Raw genomic sequence first — 24,349 nt, forward strand, 5'->3', positions numbered from 1 at the left:
TGCGGGCGCATCGTCACACCGTGCGTCGCCGCACCGTGCGTCGCTGTGCCGTGTACCGCTTCGCCGCGCATGGCTACACCACCGCCGGGGCGCGGAACGCGGCGGCCAGGCGCTGCAGTTCCGCGGCGACCTGTGCGCAGCGCTCGGCGAGTTCGGGGGTCGGCGCGGCGGGTGCGCCGCCCGCCGGCAGGAAGTCGTCCGGACAGCCGGCCACCTGGGTGGGCACCACCCAGCCGCCCATCGCCCGTGCGACGGTGCGCAGTTGGTCGCAGACGGCGCTGCCGCTGCGCGGACCGCTGCCGTTGGCGGCCAGCGCGACCGCCTTTCCGGCGAGCGCGTCGCCGGGCAGTCCGTCCAGCACGCCCTTGAGCAGCGCCGAGTAGCCCGCGTGGTAGACCGGGGTGACCAGTACCACCGCGTCGGCGTCGGCGAGGCGGTCGAGCAGCCCGGCGGCGCCGGACTGCCACGGGGCGGCGGGGACGGTCTCGTACCCGATGCCGACCGGCTCCAGGGCCTGGCCGACCGCCCGGGCCAGCGCCGCGGTGTAGGAGTGCTCGCGTTCGCTGCCGACGAAGATCAGTGCTTTCATGCCGTCCTCCTGACGGACCGTTGCCGGGTGTCGTGGTCCTGGCGCACCGTCAGCTCGCGGCGCGGGCGGCCGGCTCGCCGAGGGCGAGGGTGTGCCGGGTGACCCGGGCCTTGGTCTCCAGGTAGAAGCGGTTGGCCTCGGTGACGAACACCCCGGTGGGCACCACCGCGGCCACGTCGATGCCGTAGCGGGCGAGCTGGGCGGCCTTCTCCGGGTTGTTGGTGAGCAGCCGGATCCTGGTCAGGCCGAGCAGCCGCAGCATCTCGGCGGCGGCCCGGTAGTCCCGGGAGTCCGGGTCGAGGCGCAGCTCGCGGTTGGCGGCGTAGGTGTCGAAGCCGGCGTCCTGCAGCACGTACGCGTCGAGCTTGTTGTAGAGGCCGATGCCGCGGCCCTCCTGACGGAGGTACAGCACGCAGCCGCCCTCGGCGTCGATCCGGCGCACCGCCTCGTGCAGCTGCGGGCCGCAGTCGCAGCGGGCCGAGCCGAGCACGTCGCCGGTCAGGCACTCGGAGTGCAGGCGCACCAGCGGCAGCCGGCCAGGGGCGGTGCGGCCCTCGCCCAGGCTGATCGCGATGTGCTCGCCCGGATCGCTGAGGCCGTGGAAGGTGTGCAGCCGGGCGGCGACCTGCTCGTCGCAGTTGAGGTGGATCGGCACCGGCACGGTCGCGCGGATCCGTGCGGCGGTCGTCTCGGTGATGGTCATCGCTCGTCCTCTCACGTCGGCCGGGGTGAGGCCTCGGTCGGCGGTGGGTGCTTCGGTCGGGGCGTGGCCCCGGCCGGGTGGGGTGGGTGCTGCGGGCGGTGCGGGTGCTGGGGGCGGTCGGTGGGTGTCAGCGGCAGCTGGCGGTGATGGTGTCCCACATCAGGCTGTTCGGGCAGACGGTGGTGGTCTGCGCGCCGACGGGCTCGGCCGAGGCGGTCTGCGCGAGGCCGCCGACGAGCAGGAGGGCGGCCAGGGCGGAGGCGGAAATGCCGGCGAGGAACTTGGTCTTCGACATGGGTGTCCCAATCATCGGAAACGTGCGGGTGGTTTACGAATTCCCTGGCGGAATTCGGCGGTGCGTTCGCCGAATTCCGCCGACGAGTAACTGTCGCCCGCCGCGGCCCCGCGCCGCCAGCGGTCGCCGCTGGCCGAACCCGGCCGTGCCTGATCCGGCCAGCGGCGGGCCGGTCGGGCACGCAGCACGGCCGTGACGCGCGCACTGTCCGAGTTGTCGCGGTCTGCGCGGCTCCCGCCGGAACGGACCCGAACGGTCCGGACCGGTGTCCGATCCGCCGGTGTCGTACGGGTTTTTCCGGCGGCCGCCCGGAATTCCGCGGCGTGAATTGTGCGCGGCGTTCCGGTCGCTGATGTGGCGAAATGGGCCCGCCCCCGCTCGCCGGACGGGCGGCCTGATCGCGGGGGCGTGCGGCCCGGCGCAGGGGCGTGCAGGGGTGCGGGGGAGGCTCGACCGCCCACGGTGCTCCCGCCGGTGCGGGCGTGCGTGCATGACGGATCGTCGGCGGAGGAATGCTCGCCCGTGCTGCCGTGCACACGGCGATCGGATGGAGGGTGCGGTGACGACGGTCGAGGACTTCCTGACCCTGTCGGCCACGCTGACCGGGTACAGCCCGGCCGAGCTGCGGGCCACCGGGATGGCCGAGGAGTACCGGCGGGTGGCCGGCCGCTACGCCGGACCCGGCTCGCTGGAGCGGCTGTCGGACGCCCTCGCGGGCACGCTGCCACCGCGCTTCGACGACGAGGCGGAGCGGCGGCTGGCCGCCGCCGTGGCCCACCTCTGGTACCTGGGCAGCGGCAGCTGGGCCGTCGCCCCCGAGGTCTGCGGATGACCGCCCGGGCGGGCGGACGCCGAAGGCCCGGCCGCCGTGGCGGGGCCGGGCCTTCGGGGTGACGGGGGTCAGTTGGTGAGGATGCCCGGGTCGGAGAGGCCGGGGGTGCCGGTCTCGACGTGGCCGGCGAGGCGGCGGACGAAGTCGGTGGTGACGTTGGAGGTGATGGTGACGTCGTACCAGTTGCGGCAGGTCGCCAGGTTGAGGGTCAGGGTGACGGTGGCGCCCTTGTGGACGGCGACGGTCTGCGGGGTGCCGGCGTAGGCGTTGGAGACGGTGAGGACCGCGTCGGCGCCGGCCGGGTTGGTGAAGGTGAGGTCGAGGTTGCCGGTGGCCGCGTTGTGGCGGGCGGTGACCTCGGGGCCGGCGGTCTTGCCGGGGTTGCGGAAGCGGCGCATGAAGCCGTTCGGCCCGAACACGCTCAGGTCGGTGACGCCCTTGGAGTAACTGGTGTTCCAGGCGTCGGAGATCGACTTGCCGGCCTCGGTGGTGTAGGTCCACGGGCCGTCGGTCCGGTTGGCGGAGGTGACCATGAACTGGGCGCCGGCCGCCGCGCCGCCGCTGAACGCCAGGGTGTACTTGCCGGTCGAGGTGGTGGCCGAACCGTCCACGTACGGCGCGTACTTGAGCGGGCGGGTGGGCTTGGACCCGGCCTCCTGCCGGGGCATGGTGCCGGTGGCCGGCGGGGTCGGCACGTAGTCGGCGTGCCGGTTGTGGTCGGCGGGCTGGTAGGCCGCCGTGGAGGGCAGCGCCGCCGCCGCGGTGTGCGAGGCGGTGAAGTCGAAGGCGGAGGTCAGGTCGCCGCAGATGGCCCGCCGCCAGGGCGAGATGTGCGGCTCCTGCACGCCGAAGCGCTGCTCCATGAACCGGATGATCGAGGTGTGGTCGAAGGTCTCCGAGCAGGTGTAGCCGCCGGTGCTCCACGGCGAGACGACCAGCATCGGTACCCGCTGGCCGAGGCCGTACGGGCCGGCCGCGTAGGAGGCGTTGCCGCCGAAGTAGTCGGCGCCGGTGGCGACCGTGGACAGGCCCTGCGAGGCCGAGGACGGGGGGAACGGCGGGACGACGTGGTCGAAGAAGCCGTCGTTCTCGTCGTAGGTGATGAACAGCGCGGTCTTCGCCCACACGTCCGGGTTGGCGGTGAGCGCGTCGAGCACCTGGGAGACGTACCAGGCGCCGTAGTTGGCGGGCCAGTTGGGGTGCTCGGTGAACGCCTCGGGGGCGGCGATCCAGGAGATCTGCGGCAGCGTGCCGGCCTGCACGTCGCGCTTCAGGACGTCGAACAGGCCGTCGCCGGCCTTGGCGTCGGTGCCGGTGCGGGCCTTCTCGTAGAGGGCGCTGCCGGGCTGCGCGTTGCGGTAGTTGTTGAAGTACAGCAGCGAGTTGTCGCCGTAGTTGCCGCGGTAGGCGTCGCTGATCCAGCCCCACGAGCCGGCCGCGTTCAGGCCGTCGCCGATGTCCTGGTAGATCTTCCAGGACACCCCGGCCGCCTCCAGGCGCTCGGGGTAGGTGGTCCAGGAGTAGCCGGCCTCCTGGTTGCCGAGCACCGGGCCGCCGCCGGTCGCGTCGTTGCCGGTGTAGCCCGTCCACATGTAGTAGCGGTTCGGGTCGGTCGAGCCGATGAACGAGCAGTGGTAGGCGTCGCAGAGGGTGAAGGCGTCCGCCAGCGCGTAGTGGAACGGGATGTCGTCGCGGGTCAGGTAGGCCATGGTGGTGGCCGTCTTGGCGGGCACCCACTGGTCGTACTTGCCGTTGTTGAACGCCTTGTGGCCGCCCGCCCAGTCGTGGTTCAGGTCCTGGATGAACTGCAGGCCCAGGTCGCTGACCTGCGGCCGGAACGGCAGGATCTCCTTCTTGGCGCTGTTCGCCTGGTACCAGACCGGCTTGCCGCTGGGCAGCGTGACCGGCCGGGGGTCGCCGAATCCGCGCACGCCCTTCATCGCGCCGAAGTAGTGGTCGAACGAGCGGTTCTCCTGCATCAGCACGACGATGTGCTCGACGTCCTGGATGGTCCCGGTGGTGCCCTGCGGGGCGATCGCCGCGGCGCGCGCGATGCTCTGCGACAGGGCCGAGAACGCGACGGTGGCGCCGGTGAGCTGGAGGAAGCGACGCCGGTTCAGTTCTGCCATGGGTTCCGACCTCTGGGTGTCACGGGGGTGGGTGGAAGGTGCCACCCAGGACAGCGCCTGCGGGGGACGATCCGGGGGCCCGTTCGTGACTGACTGGCGTACGTCAAACGAACGCCTCGAGTTGTTCGGACAAGTGCTCACAGCTTGTACAGACAAGGGCATTCCGCTTGTGCGGAGCGGAGTTTGACGGTTCGTACCCGGGGCGGCCCGGTGGCGTCACCAGTCGCGCGCCGCGGCGAGCAGCCGGCGGCGCACCAGCTCGACGTGCGGCTCGGCGGCCGGACCGGGCCGGCGCACCAGGTACGCGGTGTTGATCGGCGGGTCGGCCGGCCGGTGCAGCGGGACGAGCGCGCCCGAGTCGAGCTCGGCGCGGCACAGGTAGCGGGGCAGCACCGTCCACCCGGCGCCGTGCACCACCGCGGTGCGCACCGCCCGCAGGTCCGGGACGGTGACCGCGGCCCGTACGTGCAGGCGCTGCTGGAAGACGTGCCGCCAGTAGCGGCGGGCGATCGGCAGGTCCTCGGCGTAGCTGACCAGCGGCAGGCGGGCCAGGGCGGCGGCGAGTTCGGCGGCGGGGAGCCGCCTGGTGGCGGCCAGGTGCGGTCAGTCGGCGGCGGCGACCAGCACGAACTCCTCGTCGGCCAGCGGTTCGGCGGCCAGCGTGCGGCCGGTGGGGCGGCGGGTGGCGATCACCAGGTCGTGCCGGCCCGCCCGGAGGTCGGCGAGCAGCGGATCGGTCAGGCCGGGGGTGATCCGCAGTCGGACGCCGTCGGCGACCAGCGGCGCGAGGGCGGTGAGCAGCAGGGTGCCGATCAGCTCGGCAGGTCCGGCCAGCTGCACCGGCGCGGGGGCGGCGGCCGGGCGCGGCTCGGCGGCCGCGGCCAGCCGGTCGAGCGGTTCGGCCAGCCGGGCGGCCAGCTCGTCCGCGGGCGGCAGCGGCGTCACCCCGCGGGCCCGGCGCTCGAACAGCTCCCCGCCGCGGCGCCGCTCGAGCGCCCGCAGCTGCGCGGTGACGGTGGACTGCGACAGCCCGAGGTGGTGCGCGGCGGCGGTCAGCGAGCCGAGCCGGTACACCGCGAGGAAGGTGCGCAGCTGGTTCAGGTCGGGCGGTCCGCCGCGGTTGTCCATCCGCCGAGCCTACGGCCGGCCGGGCCGCGGGAGCCATCGGAATTCCGATGGGCGGCATCGGCCTGTCCATTGGCCGCCGATGGGCGGCGCGGTCTACGGTCGAGGGGACCAGGCACTCCGGCACGCCGTCCGTTCGGTGAACTCCGGTAGTGCAGTACCGAGTTGTGAAGGACCGCAGCATGTCGAAGATCCTCTTCGTGATGACCGGCGCCGACCACTGGACGCTGAAGGACGGCACCGAGCACCCCACCGGGTTCTGGGGCGAGGAGGCCGCCGCCCCGTACCGGGCGTTCACCGCGGCCGGGCACCGGGTCACGGTCGCCACGCCCGGCGCGGTGGTGCCGCCGGTCGACCGCGGCAGCCTGGAGCCCGGCGTCAACGGCGGCGAGCGGCAGGCCCGCGAGGTCGCCGACACGCTCGACGCGATGACCGAGCTCAAGGAGCCGGTGGCGATCGCCGACGTGGACCTCGCCGACTACGACGCGGTCTTCTACCCGGGCGGCCACGGCCCGATGCAGGACCTCGCGCAGGACGCCGACTCCGGCCGGCTGCTCACCGGTGCGCTGGCCTCCGGCCGGCCGCTCGCGGTGGTCTGCCACGGGTCGGCGGCGCTGCTCGCCGCGGTCGACGCGGACGGCCGCAACACCTTCGCCGGCCGCCGCATCACCGCCTTCACCGACGCCGAGGAGACCCAGGCCGGGTTCGCCGACCGCGCGAAGTGGCTGCTGGAGACCCGGCTGACCGAGGCGGGCCTGGACGTCCGGGCGGGCGAGCCGTGGGCGCCGCACGTCGAGGTGGACGGCAACCTGGTGTCCGGTCAGAACCCGGCCTCCTCCGTCCAGGTGGCCGAGGAGCTGCTGAAGCTGCTGGGCTGAGCCGGCCGCCGGCCGCCGGCCGCCGGACGGTCAGAGCGCGGCCGCGGCCTCCGCGGCGATCTGCGGGAACTGCGCGGCCATCGCCGCGGAGAGCGCCTGCGCGGCGGACAGCGGCCGCACCATCACGGTGAAGTCGTCGATCAGCCCGTTCTCGTCGAAGTGCAGGAAGTCGCAGCCGTGCACCTCCTTGCCGTCGACCGTGGCCCGGAAGACCAGGGCGTGGTCGCGGCCGCCCGGGTCGGCGATCTCCCGGACGTACCGGAAGTCCTCGAAGACCCGCAGGACGCCGCGCAGGATCGCCGCGGTGATCGGCTTGCCCGCGTACGGCTTGAAGGCGACCGGGCTGGTGAAGACGACGTCGTCGGCGAGCTGGGCGGCTATGGCCTGCGCGTCGCGGGCCTCGACGGCCTGGCGGAAGGGGTGCATGCGGGCTCCCGGGATAGTCGCAAAGTTGAGTAGGTGCGTTTGCGAGTATGGGCACCCGGCGCGGCCGGTGTCCAGGGGCCGGTCCGGGGTGCGGGGAGTCGGCGCGATTAGTCGCTTTGTTGACTATCGGCGGGTGCTAGGTTGACGGCATGGCACTGCGGAACGCGCTGATGGCGGCCCTGTTGGAGGGCGAGGCGTCCGGGTACGACCTCGCGAAGGGCTTCGACGCCTCGGTGGCGAACTTCTGGGCCGCCACCCCGCAGCAGCTCTACCGCGAACTGGAGCGGATGGCGGCCGACGGGCTGGTTGCCGCCCGGGTCGTCGAGCAGGACAAGCGCCCCAACAAGAGGCTGTTCTCGCTGACCCCGGCCGGGCGCGCCGCGGTGCGCGCCTACACCGCCGAGCCGGTCGGCCGGCCGAGCGCGATCCGCGACGAGCTGCTGGTCAAGGTGCAGAGCCTGGACGCCGGGGAGGCCGGCGCCGTGCGCGCCGCCATCGTCGAGCGGATGGAGTCGGCCCGCGGCAAGCTCGCCCGCTACGAGCGCCTGCGGCACCGCCTGCTGGACGGCCGCACCGAGCAGCAGCACCTCGTCGAGGCCGAGCGGATCGGCCCCTACCTGACGCTGCTGCGCGGCATGGAGTTCGAACGGGAGAACCTGCGCTGGGGCGAACTGGCCCTCGGCGTGCTGGACCGGCGGGCGGCGCTGCGGGACTGACGCCGCGTCGGGCCGCCGCACCGTCAGGACGGCTGCGCGGTGGGCATCAGGGTGATCTGCTGCAGGTTGGCGCGCGGCGGCAGGGCGGCGGCGAAGCCCACGGTGCGGGCGACGTCCTCCGGGGTGAGCCACTCCATCGACTTCTCGGCGTCGGCGAGCCAGGCCAGCGCGCCGGGGTCGGTGACGTGGTTCTGCAGCTCGGTGCCGACGATGCCCGGCTCCAGGGCGGTCACCCGCACCCCGCGGGCGCCGAGTTCGGCCCGCAGGTGGCGGGAGAGGTGGGAGACGTACGCCTTGGTCGCGGAGTAGACCGCGAAGGTCGGGAAGATGTTCTGCGCGGCGATCGACGAGGTGTTGACCAGGTCGGCGACGCCGCGCCGCTCGGCGGCGGCGACGAGCTGCGGGACGAACGCGCCGATCACGTGCATCAGACCGGAGACGTTGAGGTCGATCTGCCGCTGCCACTGCGCGGTGGCGAGCTCGGTGACCGGGGCCGGCAGCATCACGCCGGCGTTGTTGAACAGCAGGTCCGCGCCGCCGAGTTCGGCGGCGACCCGGTCGGCCGCGGCGCGCACCGCCGCCGGGTCGGTGACGTCGACGGGCAGGGCCAGGACGGTGCCGCCGGCCCGCTCGATCCGGGCGGCGAGCCCGTCCAGCCGGTCGGCGCGGCGGGCCAGCAGGGCGACGGCGGCGCCGAGCCCGGCCAGGTGCTCGGCGGTGGCCGCGCCGATGCCGCTGGAGGCGCCGGTGATCACCGCGACCCGGCCGGCCAGCGGGCGGGCGGCGTCCGGGCCGGCCGCCGCCTTCGCGTCCGGGCCGACGGCGGGGCTCACGTGCGTGCTCATGGGAACACCTTTCGGGGTGGTGAAGTGGGAGGCGGGCCACGGCGGTTGACGCTGCGTCGGCCCACCACCAGACAACCAGCCGGGGGAGGGGCCGCAGGGGGTCCGAGCGGGCCCCGTGGAGGCCGGTCCCGGCGTGACTGGTACCGGCAGGGCCACCCGGCCGGGCCCCGGCGCCCGCGCGGGGCGGTCAGACTGGAGCCATGGACGACCGCAGCCGTGAACTCGCCGACTTCCTGCGCACCCGGCGCGCCAGGCTCGCCCCCGAGCAGGCGGGGCTGCCCGCCGACGGGCGGCCCCGCCGGGTGCCGGGGCTGCGCCGCGACGAGGTGGCGCGGCTCGCCGGGATGAGCACCGAGTACTACACCCGCCTCGAGCAGGGCCGGGCCACCAACCCGTCCGAGGAGGTGCGCGAGGCGCTGGCCCGGGCGCTGCGGCTGGACGCGGCGGAGCGCGAGCACCTCGCCGACCTGCTGGCCCGGCCCGCCGTCGCGCGCCGGGCCCCGCAGAGCCCGCAGCGGGTGCGGCCCGGCCTGTACCTGATGCTGCAGACGCTGGAGTCCGTCCCGGCGTTCGTGATCGGCCGGCGCACCGACGTGCTGGCCGCCAACCGGCTGGCCCGCGAGGTGCTCACCGACTTCGACGCGCTGCCCGCCACCCGGCGCAACCTGGCCCGCTACTACCTGCTCGAACCGGAGGCCCGGGAGCGGGTCGGCGACTGGCAGCGGATCGCCGCGGAGACCGTCGCGATGCTGCGACTGGAGGCCGGACGGCACCCGGACGACCGGCGGCTCGCCGACCTGGTCGGCGAACTCACCCTGAAGTCACCGGAGTTCTCCACCTGGTGGCACGACCACAGCGTGCTGCGGCGCACCCACGGCAGCAAGACGTACCGGCACCCGCTGGTCGGCGAGCTGCGCTTCTCCTACGAGTCCTTCGCGGTGCCCGGCGACAGCGAGCAGACGCTGTGCGTCTACAACCCGGAGCCGGGCTCGGCCACCGCCGAGGCGCTGCGGCTGCTCGCCGACTGGACCGCGCCCACCGCGCCCACCGCGACGGCCGGCTGACGCCGGATCAGCCGGACCGACTCGAAGGGATGGATCACCCCGAACGGATGGACCGAACGGAGCAGCCGAAAAGAGGCGGTCGGCCGGTACGAACGGATCGGCCGAAGTGGAGGGATCGGACGGACCGAAGGAATCGGCCGGAACGGATGGCTCGGTCGGATCGGCGGGTTCCGGCGGCCCCTCAGTGGCCGAGGCCCGCGCCGCCGTCGACCGGGAGGACGGCGCCGGTGAGGTAGGCAGCGGCGGGGGAGGCGAGGAAGAGGGCCGCGGCGGCGACCTCGGCGGGGCGGGCGGCGCGGCCGAGCGGGATGCCGGCCAGCAGCTCGGTGCGCCGGGCGGCGGGCAGGTCGGCGGTCATGTCGGTGTCGACCAGACCGGGGGCGAGGATGTTGCAGGTGACGCCGTACGGGCCGAGCTCGCGCGCGGCCGAGCGGGCCAGGCCGGTCAACGCGGCTTTCGAGGCGGCGTAGTTGGCCTGCCCGGGCGCGCCCTGCAGGGCGACCACCGAGGAGAGCAGCACGATCCGGCCGCGCCCGGCGGCGACCATGCCGGGGGCGGCCCGGCGCAGCACCCGGAAGGCGCCGGTCAGGTTGGCGTCCAGCACCTCGGTGAACTCCTGCTCGGACATCCGCAGCAGCAGCTGGTCGCGGACCAGGCCCGCGTTGGCGACCAGCACCTCCACCGGGCCGTGCGCCTGCTCGATCCGTTCGAACGCCGCGTCGACCTGCCCGCCGTCGGTGACGTCGCAGCGCAGCGCCAGCACCCCGGCGTCGAGCAGCTCGGCCGGCGGCTCGCCGGAGCGGTAGGTGGCCGCCACCCGGTCGCCGCGGGCGGCGAAGGCCAGGGCGGTGGCCAGGCCGATGCCCCGGTTGCCGCCGGTGACGAAGACGGAGCGGGTCACGGAGTCACTCCTTGCGAGCCGGACGAGCGGGAGGGGGAAGTACGTCGAAGGTCGCATGTGGCGCTCGTCACCACTGATGACGATCGCGCCGCCCGTGCACGGGAGGATGGCAGGGTGCGTGGGAGTGGAAGGAGCGTGGCGTGATCGTCACCCTGATCATCATCTGCGAGGTCAGCTTCTGGGTGCTGCTGGCCGCCGCCCTGGCGGTGCGGTACCTGCTCAAGTGGCAGCGGACCAGCGTGGTGATGCTGCTGTGCGAGCCGCTGCTGGAGGTCGTGCTGCTGGTCGCCACCGCGATCGACCTCAAGAACGGCGCGAAGCCCAGCTGGGAGCACGGCCTGGCCGCCCTCTACATCGGCTTCACCATCGGCTACGGCCACTACACGGTGAAATGGCTGGACGGCCACGCCGCGCACCGCCTCTCCGGGGCGCCGAAGCCGCCCAAGCCGCCCAAGTACGGGATGCCGCGGGCCAAGCACGAGGGCAAGCTGTTCCTCCGCTCGGTGATCGCGGGGGCGGTGGCCTGCGCGCTGCTGCAGGCGGCGATCTGGTACGTCGGCGCGTCCACGCCGTCCGCCGAGCCGCTGCGGCTGTGGCAGCTGGTGGCGGTGCGTACGGTCGGCATCCACGGCGTGATCGCCCTCACCTATCTGCTGTGGCCGAAGAAGGCGCCGGCGGAGCCCGGCACGATCAAGAAGAGCTGACGCCCCGTGTGAGTCGACGGGGCGTCAGGCCGCCCTGGCGGCGAGGGACATGAAGACGGTGGCGACCGGGGTGCCGCCGTCCGCGGCGGACACCTCGGTGCGCAGCTCCAGCACGTCGGTGCCGGCCACCGAGCGGACCGCGTCGATGTGCACGGTCAGCAGCAGCCGGTCCCCGGCGTGCACCGGGCGGTGCAGGACGAAGCGCTGGTCGCGGTGGACCACGCGGTCGTAGTCCAGGCCGACCTCCGGGTCGAACACCGCCCGGTCGGCGGCCCGGTGGGCGGGCGCGCAGAGGAAGGTGGGCGGGGCCAGCACGTCCGGGTGGCCGGCCGCGCGGGCCGCCTCCGGATCGTGGCAGAGCGGGTGGAGTTCGCCCACCGCGCGGGCGAACTCCCGGACCTTCTCCCGCTCCACGGGGTACGGCGCGCCGGGCGGGTAGACCCGCCCGGCCAACGAGGCGGCCAGCGCCACGAGTTGCTCCAAGGTCGGTCGACAGGACGGGTGGTTCGGGCCGGGCGGCCGGAGCACGTCCGACCGCCCGGCCCGGGACGTGTGACTAGTCGATCACCGCGCCGCCCTGCCGGCGGACCGGGCGGGAGCGGCGGTGGTCGAGCGAGGCGTAGACGCGGTGCAGCCAGCGGTCCGTGCCGTCGTAGCGCGGGGTGAAGGCGGTCCGGCCGTGCACGGCGAGGCGGTTGTCGACCACGGCGAGGTCGCCGACGGCCAGGTCGTGGGCGGTCATCACCTGGGTGAGGGCCTCGCGGAGTTCGGCCATCGCGGTGCGGGCGCCCTCGTCGAGCGGGTGGGTGGCGGAGAAGTCGACCAGGATGTCCGGGTCCTCGAAGTCGCCGCGGAGGATCTCGTGGGCGGGCACCATGTCCTCGCGGCCCTCGAAGGACGGCGGCGCCTCGGTCAGGAAGCGGTCCTCGCCGAGCACCTTGCGGGTGTCGTCGGAGAGCAGCGCCACCGCGCGGCGCACCGAGGAGGTGCACAGCCGGGCCTGACCGGTCGGGTCGGTGCGCACGCACAGCAGGCCGACGTAGTCGGGGCGGTTGTCGTGGAAGGCGTTCTCGGTGTGCATCTCCAGCAGCACCGAGCCGGCGTTGCTCTGCTGGACCTCCTGGCCGGGCACCGGGACGACGTTCTGCACCAGCGCGCCGGTCTTCTCGTTGCGGAACGCCACCACCTCGCCGAGCTGCAGCATCGCCGCGCAGACCACCGCGGCGGCGGTGGAGGCGGTGCGCTCCACCGAGCCGGGCACGCTCGGGGTGGGCGGCAGCGGGCGGGCGGCGTCGGTGGAGGCGACCGGCAGGTTGCGCACCAGCAGGACGGCGTCCGGTCCGGCGTCGTGCCGGAACCGGCGCAGCTCGGCGAGCAGCCGGGCCGGCAGCTCGGCGGAGGCGTCGCGGACCGCGGCCAGCCACCGCAGGTCGTCGGTGCCGTTCGGCTCGGCCAGCACGAGGCGCTCGGCCAGCAGGCCGACCTGCCGGGACTCCGCCTCGGTCAGCACCAACGCCTGCCGCGGCGGCGCCGCGGCCACCGTGTTGATCTGGGTCATGAAACACGCCCTCGGTTCGACGGTTTTCCAACGGGACTGCGCAGCGGACGACGGAAAAGCAACGCCGCGTAGAACAGCAGTCTTCGCGGTGTGCTATATCCGACCTATCCGTGCTGGCTATTAGCGCGGGAACGCGCCGATATAGAACACGCGTAGACCGCCCCGTACGCTCACGGTCGAAGGTGATCCGAGTCGGGCCGGGGGTCTCGTGGGGATGCTGATCAATACGGACGGCAGGCGGCTCACGCCTACCGCGCTGGACGCCTCGGCGCAGGCCGTCGCGGCGGAGTTGCGGCGGCGTGGAATCACCCCCGGTGAGCGGGTGCTGCTCACCGGCGCGAACACCGGGGAATTCGTCCTCACGCTTTTCGCGCTGATGGAGCTCGGCGTGTCCATCGCGCTCGCCGACCGGCGGACGCCGCCCGCGGAGGTGGCCCGGCTGCTGACCGCGGCGGGCGCCCGCCGGCTGCTCACCGACGCGCCGCTGCCCGACGGCGTCACCGACGCCGAGCAGCTCACCCTGGACAAGGTGTGCGCGGCCGCGCAGGCCGTGCCGCCGAGCGCCGCCGCGCGGGGCCTGGAGCGGTTCGCCGACTGGTTCGCCCGCGAGGACGCGCTGGTGGTGTGGAGCTCCGGCTCGACCGGCACCCCGAAGGGCATCGTGCGCTCCGGCGCCTCGGTGCGCGGCAACACCGAGCGCACCGGCGCGCGGATGGCCTACCGCGCCGACGACGTGCTGCTGCCGCTGCTGCCCTTCACCCACCAGTACGGCCTGTCGATGCTGCTGCTGTGGCAGGCGGCGGGCTGCGCGCTGGTGCTGCAGACCAGCAGCCAGCGGGTGGACGCCGCGCTGACCGCGATCCGCGAACACGGCGTGACCGTGGTCGACGCGGTGCCCGCGACCTACCACACGCTGCTGAACATGCTGGACAGCGGGCGCGCCGACGCCGGCGGACTGTCCACGGTGCGGCTGTGGTGCGTCGGCGGGGAGCCGCTCGGGCAGCAGTTGAGCGCCCGCTTCGCGGACCGGATCGGGCTGCCGCTGCTGGACGGCTACGGCAGCAGCGAGGCCGGCAACATCGCCCTCGCGGTGCTGCCCGACCCGGTCGGCTGCGGCCGGCCGCTGGACGGCATCGCGGTGCGGGTGGTCGACGACGCGGGCCTGCCGGTGGGGCCCGGCACGATCGGCGAGATCGTGGTGCGCAGCCCCGACTACATGACCGGCCTGCTCGGCCCCGGCGGCGAGGTACGGCCGGTGGACCGCGCGGAGTACCGCACCGACGACATCGGTCGGCTCGACGCGGTCGGCAACCTGACCGTGCTGGGCCGCCGCGCCGCCGTCCACCGGCTCGGCCACACCCTGTACCCGGACGGCATCGCCGACCGGGCCGGCGCCTGCGGCGCGCAGGTGCAGGTGGTGCCGGTGGAGCCGGCCGACCAGCCGGGCGGCGCGCAGCTGGTGTTCTTCGTCGCCGACCCGGCCGAGCGGTCCCCGGCGCACTGGCGGGCCGCGGTGTCCGAGCACATCGCCGAGCACGAGCGGCCCAATCGCGTGGTGGTACTTCCGGAATTCCCGCTGAACAAAACCGGAAAAGTGGACCGCCAGTTCCTTAGGAAACTCGCCGAGTCCGCTGTGGCCCGAGACGGCAAGAAAGGCGCCCTGAAGTGAGTCAGATCGTCGCCGAGAACCCGACCGAGACGCATCGGGGCATTCCCTTCGCGGACCGGTTGCCGGTCCTGGAGAATGTCGCGGAACTGCTGCGCGGTCGCCAGGAAGAAATCCTGCAGATCCTCTTCGAGACCAGCAACCACCGCACCGCGATCGGCGAGATCGAGGTGTCGCTGGCGGCCCTGGAGGGCGCGGAGGCGGAGATGTCCCGCTACCGCCCGCCGCGGCTGGACCAGTTGGCGGTGCTGATGCCGTCCAACATCCCGCTGTACTCGTACGTCCTCTACCTGCTGATTCCCAGCCTGTACACCGAGCGGCTGGTGTTCCGCCCCTCCGGCCGGATCTCCAGCCAGACCGAGCGGCTGCACAAGCTGCTCGGCGAGGCGCACTCGCTGCCGATCGAGCTGCGCCGCTCCGGGCAGAAGGACTTCCTGGAGCAGGACGCCGCCGCCTCCCAGGTGCTGGTGTTCACCGGCACCTACGAGAACGCCGAGAAGATCCGCCCGCAGCTGCGCAAGGACCAGCTGTTCCTGTACTTCGGACAGGGCGTCAACCCGTTCGTGGTCGGCCCCGGCGCCGACCTCGGGCTGGCCGTGGACGGCGCGCTGCGGGCCCGGATGCTCAACTCCGGGCAGGACTGCTTCGGCCCGGACGTGTACTACGTGCACACCTCGGTCAGCTCGCAGTTCTGCAACCTGCTCAGCCGCCGGGTCCGCGCGCTCAAGCACGGCCGCTACGACGACCCGACCGCGGACTACAGCTCGATGTACTACCTGGACGCGTTCGAGGAGGCGATCGCCCACCTCACCGACAACCGGGTGTTCATCCAGGCCGGCGGCCACGCCGACCTCGGCGACGGGCACCTCAGCCCGACCGTGCTGGTCCGCCCGGTGGAGAGCGACATCCGCCCGCCCGAGCTGTTCGCGCCGATCTTCAACGTGGTGCCGTACACCAGCCGCGAGTGGCTGCTGAAGGCGCTGCGCGGCCCGTACTTCGAGGAGCGGGCGATGGCCGCCACCGTGTACGGCGACGAGCCGGAGCTGATCGAGCAGCTGAGCCTGCGTCACACCGTCAGCGTCAACGAGACGGTGGTCGACATCGAGAACGGCAACGAGCCGTTCGGCGGCCGCGGGGTGCGCGCCAACTACGCGGCGATCGGCGGGCTCCGGCACACCGAGCCGCTGCTGATCTCCAAGGCCGTCGCCGACCACCTCGGCGGGGAAGGCGGCGCCCGGTGACCGCCGCCCCGGCCGCCCCCGAGGCGTCCACCGTCACCGGCGCCTGGCGGGCCGCCGTCGCCCTGCTGCGCCGGCACGGCGTGTCGGACGCCTTCGGCCTGCCCGCCGACGACCTCGACCTGCTGGAGGCGCTGGACGGCAGCGGCATCCGGCTGGTGCTCTGCCGCGACCAGCGCAACGCGCTGTTCATGGCCACCGGCTACGCGCTGCAGTCCGGCCGCACCGGCATCGCCTTCACCGGCAAGGGCCCGGCCGTCACCAACACCGTCACCGGCCTGCTGGAGGCCCGCTGCTCCGCCGCGCCGGTGGTGCTGCTGTCGGCCGGCACCCCGGTCGAGCACCGCGGCTCCGGCGCGTTCCAGGAGCTCGACCAGCTCGCCGTGGTCGCCCCGCTGGTCAAGTGGGCGGCCCGGGTGGACTCCCCGCAGCGGCTCGTCCCGATGCTGCGCCGCGCCCTGCTGACCGCCCGCGAGGGCGTCCCCGGCCCGGTCTACCTGGAACTGCCCGACCACCTGCTCGGCGCCGACATCCCCCTTCCCGGCCTGGACGTCGACGCCGAGCAGGACGCCGCCGAGCAGGAGAGCGCGGTGCGCCCCAGCCGGGTGCACCTGCCTGACGGGTCGCCCGCCCGCCGCCTGCTGGCCGCCGCCGAGCGCCCCGTGCTGCTGGTCGGCGGCGGTGTGCGGCACGCCAACCGCGACGGCGCCCTGGAGCGCTTCGCCGAGCGGCTCGGCGCCGCGGTGTTCGCCACCGCCAGCGGGCGCGGCGCGTTCGACGAGCGCCACCCGCAGTTCTGCGGCCTGTCCGGCCTGTACCTGCCGGAGCCCGCCGGGGACCTGTGGCGGGAGACCGACCTGGTGGTCGCCCTCGGCAGCCGGCTCGAGGAGACCGCCACCTACGGCTGGCCGCAGCGGATCGGCCGCGAGGTGCCGGTGGTCCAGGTCAACCTGGACGCCGCCGAGTTCCACACCGACCACGCCGGGCCCAAGGTGCTCGCCGACGCCGCCGCGCTGCTGGCCGGCGAACTCGCCGAGCCGCTGCCCCGCCCCGCCGGCAACGCCGACTGGGTGCGCCGCACCACGGAGATCCACCACCGGCTGCACGAGGAGCACGCCAAGCAGCTCGCCGAGCTCGGCGCCGAACCCCGGCCGCGGATCCCCGAACTGCTCGCCGCGCTCGCCGAGGTGCTGCCCGACGACCTGGTGCTGGTGCAGGAGAACGGCCTGCAGGACATGTGGTCGTACAAGTACCCGCTGTACGCCTGCGGCCCCGACGGCGGCTCGGTGGTCCCGTCCGAGCAGACCAGCCTGGGCTTCGGCGCCGCCGCCGCGGCCGGCGTCAAGGCCGCCGCACCCGAGCGGCCGGTCGTCGCCCTGGTCGGCGACGGCGCGTTCGCCCTGTTCGACGCCGACCTGCCGACCCTGATCGACCATCAGCTCGGGGTGCTGTACCTGGTGCTGCGCAACGGCGGCTACGGCTGGCTGCAGAGCCAGCTCGACCAGCGGCCCGCCCCGCTGCCCGGCTACCGGTTCACCGACCCCGCCGCGTCCCACCTCGGCGCCCGCGCCCTGCCGGGCCTGCGCCAGTTCACCCTGGACGACCGCGGCACGCTGCGCGCCGACCTCGAACGGGCCTGGCAGCTCACCCGGGAGGGACACCCCGTGGTGCTGAACGTGCCGGTCGAACTGACCGACGCGCTGTTCGCCTCCGCACCGGCCGGCGGCGACTTCCCCGTGCTGCCCGCCCTCGACGCAACCCCCGACGCAACTGAAGGGAGCGAGTGATGACCTCGCCCACCCCGGCCCGCCGACGGGTCGTCATCACCGGCTGGGGCATGGTCAGCCCGGTCGGCCTCGACGTGGCCGCCAGCTGGGAGGCCCTGCAGGCCGGCCGCAGCGGCATCGGCCCGATCACCCAGATCGAGGCCGGCGACCTCCCGGTGAAGATCGCCGGCGAGGTCAAGGGCTTCGACGCCTCGCAGCACTTCGCCTACAAGGTCGCCCGGCGCACCGACCCGTACGCCCGCTACGCCCTGGTCGCCGCCCGGGAGGCGCTCGGCCACGCCAAGTACACCGTCGCCGAGGAGGACGCGCACCGGGTCGGCGTGCTGGTCGGCAGCGGGTACGGGCCGATGAAGTCGCTCGCCGAGCACGTCCGCGAGATGGACGCCAAGGGCCCGCGTGCGGTCTCCCCGATGGCCGCGGTCACCGGCGCGATCGACAGCGCGGCCGGCGAGATCACCCTCGACACCGGCGCGATGGGCCCGTCCCGGGCGTCCAGCAGCGCCTGCGCCTCCGGCGCCGACGCGATCGGCGAGGCGGCCCGCTGGATCCGCTACGGCGTGGCCGACGTGGTGGTCTGCGGCGGCGCCGACGACATCATCACCCGGGTCGACATCGCCGGCTCCGGCAACGCCAAGGCGCTGACCGCCCGCGAGGGCGACCCGACCGAGGCGTCCCGCCCGTTCGACGAGGACCGGGCCGGCTTCGTGATGGCGGCCGGCTCCGGGATGCTCGTGCTGGAGTCGGAGGAGCACGCGCTGGCCCGCGGCGCCACCGTCCTGGCGGAGCTCGCCGGGTACGCGGCCACCTCGGACGCCTACCACTGGACCGCCCCGCACCCCGAGGGCCTCGGCGCCCGCCGGGCCATCCGCGGCGCCCTCGCCGACGCCGGGCTCACCCCCGCCGACATCGACTACGTGAACGCCCACGGCACCGGCACCCAGTTCAACGACCAGACCGAACTGGGCGCGCTGCGCGCCGAGTTCGGCGACCGGATCGAGGAGATCCCGGTCTCCTCGACCAAGTCGATGACCGGTCACATGATCGGCGCGGCCGGTGCGGTGGAGGCGATCGTCGGCGGCCTGGTGATCAACCACGGCATCGTCCCGCCGACCCTCAACTGCCACCGCCCGATCGACGCCGCGGTCAACTTCGTCGCCCACACCGCCCAGCAGCACCGGGTCGACACGGTGATGAGCAACTCCTTCGGATTCGGCGGCCACAACGCCGTCCTCGTCCTGCGCCGCTGGCACGGCTAGCCCGACGCCGCCCCGACCGCACCCGCCGCCCTCTGCAGCCACGGAGACCTCGCCATGACCACGGCCGACCGCCAGCCGCTCACCGCCGCCCAGCTGGGCGTCTGGTACGCGCAGAAGCTGAACCCGGACAACGTCTTCCAGGTCAGCGAGTACCTGGAGATCCACGGCCCGGTCGACGAGGAACTCTTCGAACGCGCGCTGGTCCAGACCCTGGACGAGCAGGAGAGCGCGCGGGTGCGGTTCACCGAGGACGAGACCGGCGTCTGGCAGACCGTCGTCCCCGGCGTCATCCGGATGGAGCGCCACGACCTCACCGCGCACCCCGAGGCCCGCGCCGAAGCCGTGCGGATCATGGACGAGCGGCTCGAGCGCCCCTTCGACCTGGAGAGGGGCCCGCACTTCAGCGACGCCCTGTTCAAGCTCGCCGACGACCACTACATCTACTTCAACCGCAACCACCACATCATCAGCGACGGCTCCGGCGGCGGGATCTACACCGAGCGCTTCAACGCCGTGTACACCGCCCTGGTCGAGGGCCGCGACCCCGGGCCGGCCACCTTCGCCCCGCTCGCCGACTTCATCGCCGAGGAGACCTCCTACCGGGCCTCCGACAAGTACGCCAAGGACCGCGAGTTCTGGCAGGCCCGCACCGCCCGCCGGGTCGAGCCGGTCGGCCTCACCGCCCGCACCGCCGCCGCCACCGCCAAGCTGATCCGCACCGCCGACGCCATCCCCGCGGAGATCCTGGACGCCCTCAAGTCGGCCTCCCGGGACGCCCGCACCAGCTGGCCGATCGGCCTGCTCGCCGCCGTCGGCGCCTACCTGTCCGCCGCCACCGGCGCCCGCACCGTCCCGATCGGCTTCCCGCTGCAGGGCCGCACCACCCCCGTGCTGCGCGCCACCCCCGGCGTGGTCTCCAACATCCTGCCGGTCGTCCTGGACCTCACCCCCGCCACCACCTACGCCGAACTGCTGCGCCAGGCCACCCTCGACGCCCGCGGCGTGCTGCGCCACCAGCGCTACCGCCAGGAGGACCTGGCCCGCGACCTGCAGGCGATCGGCGGCGGCACCCGGCTCGCCTCGGTCAGCGTCAACGTGATGCCCTTCGACTACGACACCACGTTCGGCGGACACCCCGTCACCGCCCACAACCTCTCCAACGGCGTGGTCGAGGACATCGAGATCTCCGCCCTCGACCGCGGCGACGGCCGCGACGTCCAGCTGATCTTCGACGGCAACGCCGAGCTGTACACCGACGAGGAGATCGCCGGCCACCACGCCCGGTTCCTGCACTTCCTCGACCGGGTCACCCGCCACCCCGACCTGCCGCTCGGCCGGATCGACCTGCTGGACGACGCCGAGAACGAACGGCTCCGGGTCGAGCTGACCGCCGCCCGCCACACCGGCGGCGACGAGCTCACCCACATCGCCGCCACCGTCCGCGAGCACGCCCGCAGCCGCCCCGCGGCCGTCGCCGTCACCGACCCGGACGGCGACACCGACTACCGCACCCTCGCCGCCCGCGCCGACGCCACCGCGCACGCCCTGCACGCCGCCGGCGTGCGCCGCGGCGACCTGGTCGGGCTGCTCGCCGTCCCCGGCGCCGAGTTCGTCGCCGCCGTCCTCGGCACCCTCACGCTCGGCGCCGGCTACCTCCCGCTCGACCCGCACGCCCCGCGCCCGCGCACCGCCGCGCTGCTCGCCCGCACCGGCGCCACCGCACTGGTCGCCCCCACCTCGCACACCGCCGCCGGCACCGCCCTGATCGCCGAACTTCCGAACGGCGTACCGCTGTTGAGCGTGCCGACCGAGCCGGCCGGACCCTTCCCGATCACCGGCGGCGACGACGACCTCGCCTACACCATCTTCACCTCCGGCTCCACCGGCGCCCCCAAGGGCGCGATGGTCCACCACCGCGGCATGAACAACCACCTGCTCGCCAAGGTCGAGGACTGCCTGCTCACCGCCGCCGACACGGTCGTCCAGAACGCCCCGCTCACCTTCGACATCTCGGTCTGGCAGCAGCTCGCCCCGCTCGCCGTCGGCGGCCGGGTCCGGGTCGTCGGACGCGACACCGCCGCCGACCCCGAGGCGCTGTTCGCCCTGGTCGCCGCCGAACGCATCGCCGTCCTCGAGGTCGTCCCCTCGCTGCTGCGCGCCGCCCTGGAGAGCGACACCGTCCCGGCCGAACTCCCGGACCTGCGACTGCTCATGGTCACCGGCGAGGCGCTGCCCCGCGAGGTCTGCGACCAGTGGCTGAGCCGGTACCCGCGGATCCCGCTGGTCAACGCCTTCGGCCCGACCGAGTGCTCCGACGACGTCACCCACGCCGTCCTCGACCCGCACACCCCGCTGGCCGCCGGCCCCGTCCCGATCGGCCGTCCCGTCCGCGGCACCCGCCTGTACGTCCTCGACGACGCGCTGCGCCCCGTGGTCCCCGGCACCCCCGGCGAACTGTACGTCGGCGGCATCGGCGTCGGCCGCGGCTACCTCGCCGACCCCACCCGGACCGCCGCCGTCTTCACCGCCGACCCGTTCACCGCCCGGCCCGGCGCCCGGATGTACCGCACCGGCGACTTCGTCCGCCTCGACGAGCACGGCCGCCTGGTCTTCCTGGAGCGCCGCGACCACCAGGTCAAGATCCGCGGCCACCGGATCGAACTCGGCGAGATCGAGTCCGTGCTGGCCGGCCACCCGTCCGTCACCCAGTCCGTGGTGACGATCCACCAGGACGCCGCCGGCGAACGCCGCCTGGTCGCCTACGTGGTCGGCGCCGCCACCGAACTGCGCCAGTACGTCGCCGACCGCCTCCCCGAGTACATGGTGCCCGCCGCGGTCGTCGTCCTCGACGCCATGCCGCTCACCGCCAACGGCAAGCTCGACCGCGCCGCCCTCCCGGCCCCCGAGTTCACCACCGGCCGGGCCGGCCGCAGCCCCCGCACCCCCTGGGAAGAGGCCCTCTGCCGGATCTTCGCCGACGTCCTCGGCGTCGCCCGGGTCTCCATCGACGACGACTTCTTCGAACTCGGCGGTCACTCGCTGCTCGCCACCCGCCTGGTCAGCCGGGTCCGCGCCGCCCTCGACGTCGAACTCTCCATCCGCGCCGTCTTCGAACACCCCACCGTCGCCGACCTGGCCCGCGCCCTCGACACCGCCGCCCGGGCCCGCACCGCGCTGCGCCCGATGGCGCGGCCCGAGCACCTCCCGCTCTCCTTCGCCCAGCGCCGCCTGTGGTTCCTCGACCGCCTGGACGAGCAGGGCGGCATGTACCACATCCCGGTCGCCGTCCGGCTCCGCGGCCCGCTCGAACTCCCGCAACTGCAGCAGGCGTTGAACGCCGTGCTGGCCCGGCACGAGGCGCTGCGCACGGTCTACCCCGAACTCGACGGCGAGCCCTGGCAGCTGGTCCTGGACACCCCCGAACTCCTGCTCCAGGTCCGAGAGGTGACCGAGGACGGGCTCCCCGCCGAGCTGACCGAGGCCGCCGCCCGCCGCTTCGACCTGTCCCGCGAGCTGCCGTTGCGGGCGGTGGTGTTCCGGGTGGCGCCGGAGGAGTGTGTGCTGCTGTTGGTGCTGCACCACATCGCGGGTGACGGGTGGTCGTTGGCGCCGCTGTTGCGGGATCTGGAAGCCGCTTATCTGGGGCGTGAGTTGGACGTGCTGCCGGTGCAGTACGGGGACTACGCGTTGTGGCAGCGTGAGGTGTTGGGGGCGGAGGACGATCCGGAGTCGGTGGCGTCGCGTCAGCTCGCGTACTGGCGTGAGGCGTTGGCGGGTCTGCCGGAGGTGTTGGAGCTGCCCGCCGACCGCCAGCGCCCGGCCGTGGCCTCGTACGAGGGCGACCGCCTGCCGTGGCACCTGGACGGCGAGACCCACGAGGCGGTGACCGCGCTGGCCCGGGAGGCCGGGGCGAGCGTCTTCATGGTGCTCCAGGCGGCCCTCGCCACCCTGTTCACCCGGCTGGGTGCGGGGACCGACATTCCGCTGGGTACGGCGGTGGCGGGTCGGACCGACGAGGCGTTGGACGAGCTGGTCGGGTTCTTCGTGAACACGCTGGTGCTGCGGACGGACACCTCGGGCAATCCGAGCTTCCGTGAGCTGGTGAAGCGGGTGCGTGAGCACGACCTGTCGGCGTACGCGCACCAGGACGTGCCGTTCGAGCGGCTGGTGGAGGTGCTCAACCCGGAGCGCTCGCTGGCCCGCCACCCGCTCTTCCAGACCATGCTGCTCCTGCAGAACGCCGCCGAGCCCGACCTCGACCTGCCCGGCATCACCCCGTCGCTCGAAGGCATCTCGGGCGCCCTGGCCAAGTTCGACCTGACCTTCGACCTGCACGAGACCTTCGACGCCGAAGGCCGCCCGGCCGGCATCGCGGGCGAGATCGAGTACGCCCAGGACCTCTTCGACCCGGAGAGCGTCACCGCCCTCTGCGCCCGCTTCGCCACCGTGCTCGCCCGCCTGGCCGCGGACCCTGACCGCACCGTCGACGACGTCGACCTGCTGGATGCGGCGGAGCGTGCGTTGGTGGTGGAGTCGTGGGGTCGGGGTGCGGCGGCGGCGCAGTCGTCGGTGGGTGTGGTGGGGTTGTTGGAGGCGCAGGCTGCGCGGTCGCCGGAGACGGTGGCGGTGGTGTGCGGGTGGGAGCAGGTGACGTACCGCGAACTCGCGGAGCGTGCCGACCGGTTGGCGCGGGTGCTGGTGGCGTCCGGGGTGGGTGCGGACGGTCTGGTGGCGGTGGCGCTGTCGCGGTCGGTGGACCTGGTGGTGGCGCTCTGGGCGGTGTTGAAGGCGGGTGCCGGCTATGTGCCGGTGGACCCGGCGCTGCCGGCCGACCGGATCTCGTACATCCTCGACGACGCCCGGCCTGCGTGTGTGGTGACGACCGCCGCCTTGAGCGGTGAACTACCGGTCACGGACGCGGAACTGGTGCTGGTGGATGCGTTGCCGGCGCCGGTGGACGGTGAGTGGTCGCCGGTGGTGGTGCCGTCGTCGGCGGTGGCGTACGTGTTGTACACGTCGGGGTCGACGGGTCGTCCGAAGGGTGTGGTGGTGACCCGGGGTGGTCTGGAGAACGTGCTCGCGGATATGGGTGAGCGGTTCGAGGTGACGCCGAGTGCGCGGTTCCTGGCGGTGACGACGTTCGGGTTCGACATCTCGAACGTGGAGATCTTCGTGCCGTTGCTGGCGGGCGCGCGGTTGGTGCTGGTGGAGCGGGAGACGGTCCTCGATCCGGCGCGGTTGGCGGAGTTGATCGATTCGTCGGGTGCGACGTTCCTGCAGGCGACGCCGACGTTCTGTCAGGCGCTTGCCTCCGAACAGCCGTTGGCGTTCGCGGGGCTTCGGGTGCTGATGGGCGGTGAGGCGATCTCCGCCTCGCTCGCGGACACGGTGCGCGAGGTGGCGTGGGACCTGACGAACGGTTACGGACCCACCGAGACCTCGATCTACTCCGTGGTGGGCACCGCCGAGGGTCCGATGGGCACGGTGCCCGGGATCGGGCGGCCGGTCGCGGGCACGCAGGTGTACGTCCTGGACGAGCGGTTGCGGCCGGTTCCGGTCGGCGTGCCGGGTGAGTTGTACATCGCGGGTGTGGGTGTGGCGCGTGGGTACGTGGGTCGTGCGGGGTTGACGGCGGAG

Annotated in this window: 19 protein-coding genes and 1 pseudogene; 10 read left to right on the plus strand and 10 right to left on the minus strand. The window is 73.7% G+C overall.

Translation table 11 applies throughout. The annotated features are described in order from the left end of the window. Nucleotides 1–73: 73 nt before the first annotated feature. The 3 genes from AB0K51_RS29170 to AB0K51_RS29180 all read right to left on the minus strand — a co-directional run bounded on the left by AB0K51_RS29170 (nucleotide 74) and on the right by AB0K51_RS29180 (nucleotide 1,587). Nucleotides 74–589 (minus strand): NADPH-dependent FMN reductase, encoded by a 516-nt coding sequence (locus AB0K51_RS29170; protein WP_363460248.1) that lies wholly within the window; start codon nucleotides 587–589, stop codon nucleotides 74–76. 49 nt (nucleotides 590–638) lie between these two features. Continuing rightward, nucleotides 639–1,286, minus strand: a complete 648-nt coding sequence (ribA, locus tag AB0K51_RS29175; protein WP_363460281.1) for a GTP cyclohydrolase II — start codon at nucleotides 1,284–1,286, stop codon at nucleotides 639–641. A 133-nt stretch (nucleotides 1,287–1,419) separates the two neighbouring features. Beyond that, complete coding sequence (locus tag AB0K51_RS29180; RefSeq protein ID WP_363460250.1) at nucleotides 1,420–1,587, minus strand: hypothetical protein; 168 nt, start codon at nucleotides 1,585–1,587, stop codon at nucleotides 1,420–1,422. Nucleotides 1,588–2,146: 559 nt separating this feature from the next. On the opposite strand from AB0K51_RS29180, the gene AB0K51_RS29185 reads away from it, so the two are divergent. Then, nucleotides 2,147–2,419, plus strand: coding sequence for a hypothetical protein (locus tag AB0K51_RS29185; RefSeq protein WP_363460252.1), 273 nt, complete (start codon nucleotides 2,147–2,149; stop codon nucleotides 2,417–2,419). Between the two features lie 68 nt (nucleotides 2,420–2,487). Here the strand turns inward: AB0K51_RS29185 and AB0K51_RS29190 are convergent, their stop codons facing one another. Together AB0K51_RS29190 and AB0K51_RS29195 are read right to left on the minus strand one after the other, a co-directional pair. Then, complete coding sequence (locus AB0K51_RS29190) at nucleotides 2,488–4,548, minus strand: phosphocholine-specific phospholipase C (RefSeq protein WP_363460254.1); 2,061 nt, start codon at nucleotides 4,546–4,548, stop codon at nucleotides 2,488–2,490. A 216-nt stretch (nucleotides 4,549–4,764) separates the two neighbouring features. Beyond that, nucleotides 4,765–5,676 (minus strand): annotated as a pseudogene (locus AB0K51_RS29195) (LysR family transcriptional regulator). Nucleotides 5,677–5,855: 179 nt separating this feature from the next. Between AB0K51_RS29195 and AB0K51_RS29200 the strand changes: the two are divergent. Next, nucleotides 5,856–6,551, plus strand: coding sequence for a type 1 glutamine amidotransferase domain-containing protein (locus AB0K51_RS29200; RefSeq protein WP_363460256.1), 696 nt, complete (start codon nucleotides 5,856–5,858; stop codon nucleotides 6,549–6,551). Between the two features lie 30 nt (nucleotides 6,552–6,581). On the opposite strand, the gene AB0K51_RS29205 is transcribed toward AB0K51_RS29200, so the two are convergent. Then, entirely contained in the window at nucleotides 6,582–6,977 is a 396-nt protein-coding gene (locus tag AB0K51_RS29205; RefSeq protein WP_363460258.1) for a nuclear transport factor 2 family protein, read from the minus strand. A gap of 149 nt (nucleotides 6,978–7,126) precedes the next feature. Here AB0K51_RS29205 and AB0K51_RS29210 point away from each other — a divergent pair, with 149 nt between their 5' ends. After that, nucleotides 7,127–7,693, plus strand: a complete 567-nt coding sequence (locus AB0K51_RS29210) for a PadR family transcriptional regulator (RefSeq protein WP_363460260.1) — start codon at nucleotides 7,127–7,129, stop codon at nucleotides 7,691–7,693. Between the two features lie 23 nt (nucleotides 7,694–7,716). On the opposite strand, the gene AB0K51_RS29215 is transcribed toward AB0K51_RS29210, so the two are convergent. Beyond that, nucleotides 7,717–8,538 (minus strand): SDR family oxidoreductase, encoded by an 822-nt coding sequence (locus AB0K51_RS29215; RefSeq protein WP_363460262.1) that lies wholly within the window; start codon nucleotides 8,536–8,538, stop codon nucleotides 7,717–7,719. A 200-nt stretch (nucleotides 8,539–8,738) separates the two neighbouring features. Between AB0K51_RS29215 and AB0K51_RS29220 the strand changes: the two genes are divergently transcribed. Then, complete coding sequence (locus AB0K51_RS29220; protein ID WP_363460264.1) at nucleotides 8,739–9,602, plus strand: helix-turn-helix transcriptional regulator; 864 nt, start codon at nucleotides 8,739–8,741, stop codon at nucleotides 9,600–9,602. Nucleotides 9,603–9,783: 181 nt separating this feature from the next. Here the strand turns inward: AB0K51_RS29220 and fabG are convergent, their stop codons facing one another. Further along, nucleotides 9,784–10,503: a 3-oxoacyl-ACP reductase FabG gene (fabG, locus tag AB0K51_RS29225; protein ID WP_363460266.1), complete on the minus strand. Its 720-nt coding sequence runs from the start codon at nucleotides 10,501–10,503 to the stop codon at nucleotides 9,784–9,786. A 140-nt stretch (nucleotides 10,504–10,643) separates the two neighbouring features. On the opposite strand from fabG, the gene AB0K51_RS29230 reads away from it, so the two are divergent. Next, nucleotides 10,644–11,207 carry a hypothetical protein gene (locus tag AB0K51_RS29230; protein ID WP_363460268.1) on the plus strand — a complete coding sequence of 188 codons (564 nt, stop codon included), beginning with the start codon at nucleotides 10,644–10,646 and terminating at the stop codon, nucleotides 11,205–11,207. A gap of 24 nt (nucleotides 11,208–11,231) precedes the next feature. On the opposite strand, the gene AB0K51_RS29235 is transcribed toward AB0K51_RS29230, so the two are convergent. Together AB0K51_RS29235 and AB0K51_RS29240 are read right to left on the minus strand one after the other, a co-directional pair. Next, the gene (locus AB0K51_RS29235; protein ID WP_363460270.1) at nucleotides 11,232–11,690 is read right to left on the minus strand and encodes a MaoC family dehydratase N-terminal domain-containing protein; all 459 of its coding nucleotides are present in this window, start codon (nucleotides 11,688–11,690) and stop codon (nucleotides 11,232–11,234) included. A gap of 73 nt (nucleotides 11,691–11,763) precedes the next feature. Next, nucleotides 11,764–12,765 (minus strand): TauD/TfdA family dioxygenase, encoded by a 1,002-nt coding sequence (locus tag AB0K51_RS29240; RefSeq protein WP_363460272.1) that lies wholly within the window; start codon nucleotides 12,763–12,765, stop codon nucleotides 11,764–11,766. A gap of 214 nt (nucleotides 12,766–12,979) precedes the next feature. On the opposite strand from AB0K51_RS29240, the gene AB0K51_RS29245 reads away from it, so the two are divergent. From AB0K51_RS29245 to AB0K51_RS29265, 5 genes are all read left to right on the plus strand, one after another. Continuing rightward, nucleotides 12,980–14,434, plus strand: a complete 1,455-nt coding sequence (locus AB0K51_RS29245; protein WP_363460274.1) for a class I adenylate-forming enzyme family protein — start codon at nucleotides 12,980–12,982, stop codon at nucleotides 14,432–14,434. Continuing rightward, the gene (locus AB0K51_RS29250) at nucleotides 14,431–15,672 is read left to right on the plus strand and encodes an aldehyde dehydrogenase family protein (RefSeq protein WP_363460275.1); all 1,242 of its coding nucleotides are present in this window, start codon (nucleotides 14,431–14,433) and stop codon (nucleotides 15,670–15,672) included. The genes AB0K51_RS29245 and AB0K51_RS29250 overlap by 4 nt, the downstream gene beginning before the upstream one ends. Beyond that, nucleotides 15,669–17,456, plus strand: coding sequence for a thiamine pyrophosphate-binding protein (locus AB0K51_RS29255; RefSeq protein WP_363460276.1), 1,788 nt, complete (start codon nucleotides 15,669–15,671; stop codon nucleotides 17,454–17,456). The genes AB0K51_RS29250 and AB0K51_RS29255 overlap by 4 nt, the downstream gene beginning before the upstream one ends. Then, on the plus strand, nucleotides 17,456–18,712 hold the full coding sequence (gene fabF, locus AB0K51_RS29260; protein ID WP_363460277.1) for a beta-ketoacyl-ACP synthase II: 1,257 nt from the start codon (nucleotides 17,456–17,458) through the stop codon (nucleotides 18,710–18,712). Before AB0K51_RS29255 ends, fabF begins: the two co-directional genes overlap by 1 nt. A gap of 54 nt (nucleotides 18,713–18,766) precedes the next feature. Continuing rightward, the coding region (locus tag AB0K51_RS29265; RefSeq protein ID WP_363460279.1) for an amino acid adenylation domain-containing protein at nucleotides 18,767–24,349 on the plus strand (5,583 nt) is incomplete at its 3' end.

The sequence above is a fragment of the Kitasatospora sp. NPDC049285 genome (genome assembly GCF_040678815.1).
Taxonomy (GTDB): domain Bacteria; phylum Actinomycetota; class Actinomycetes; order Streptomycetales; family Streptomycetaceae; genus Kitasatospora.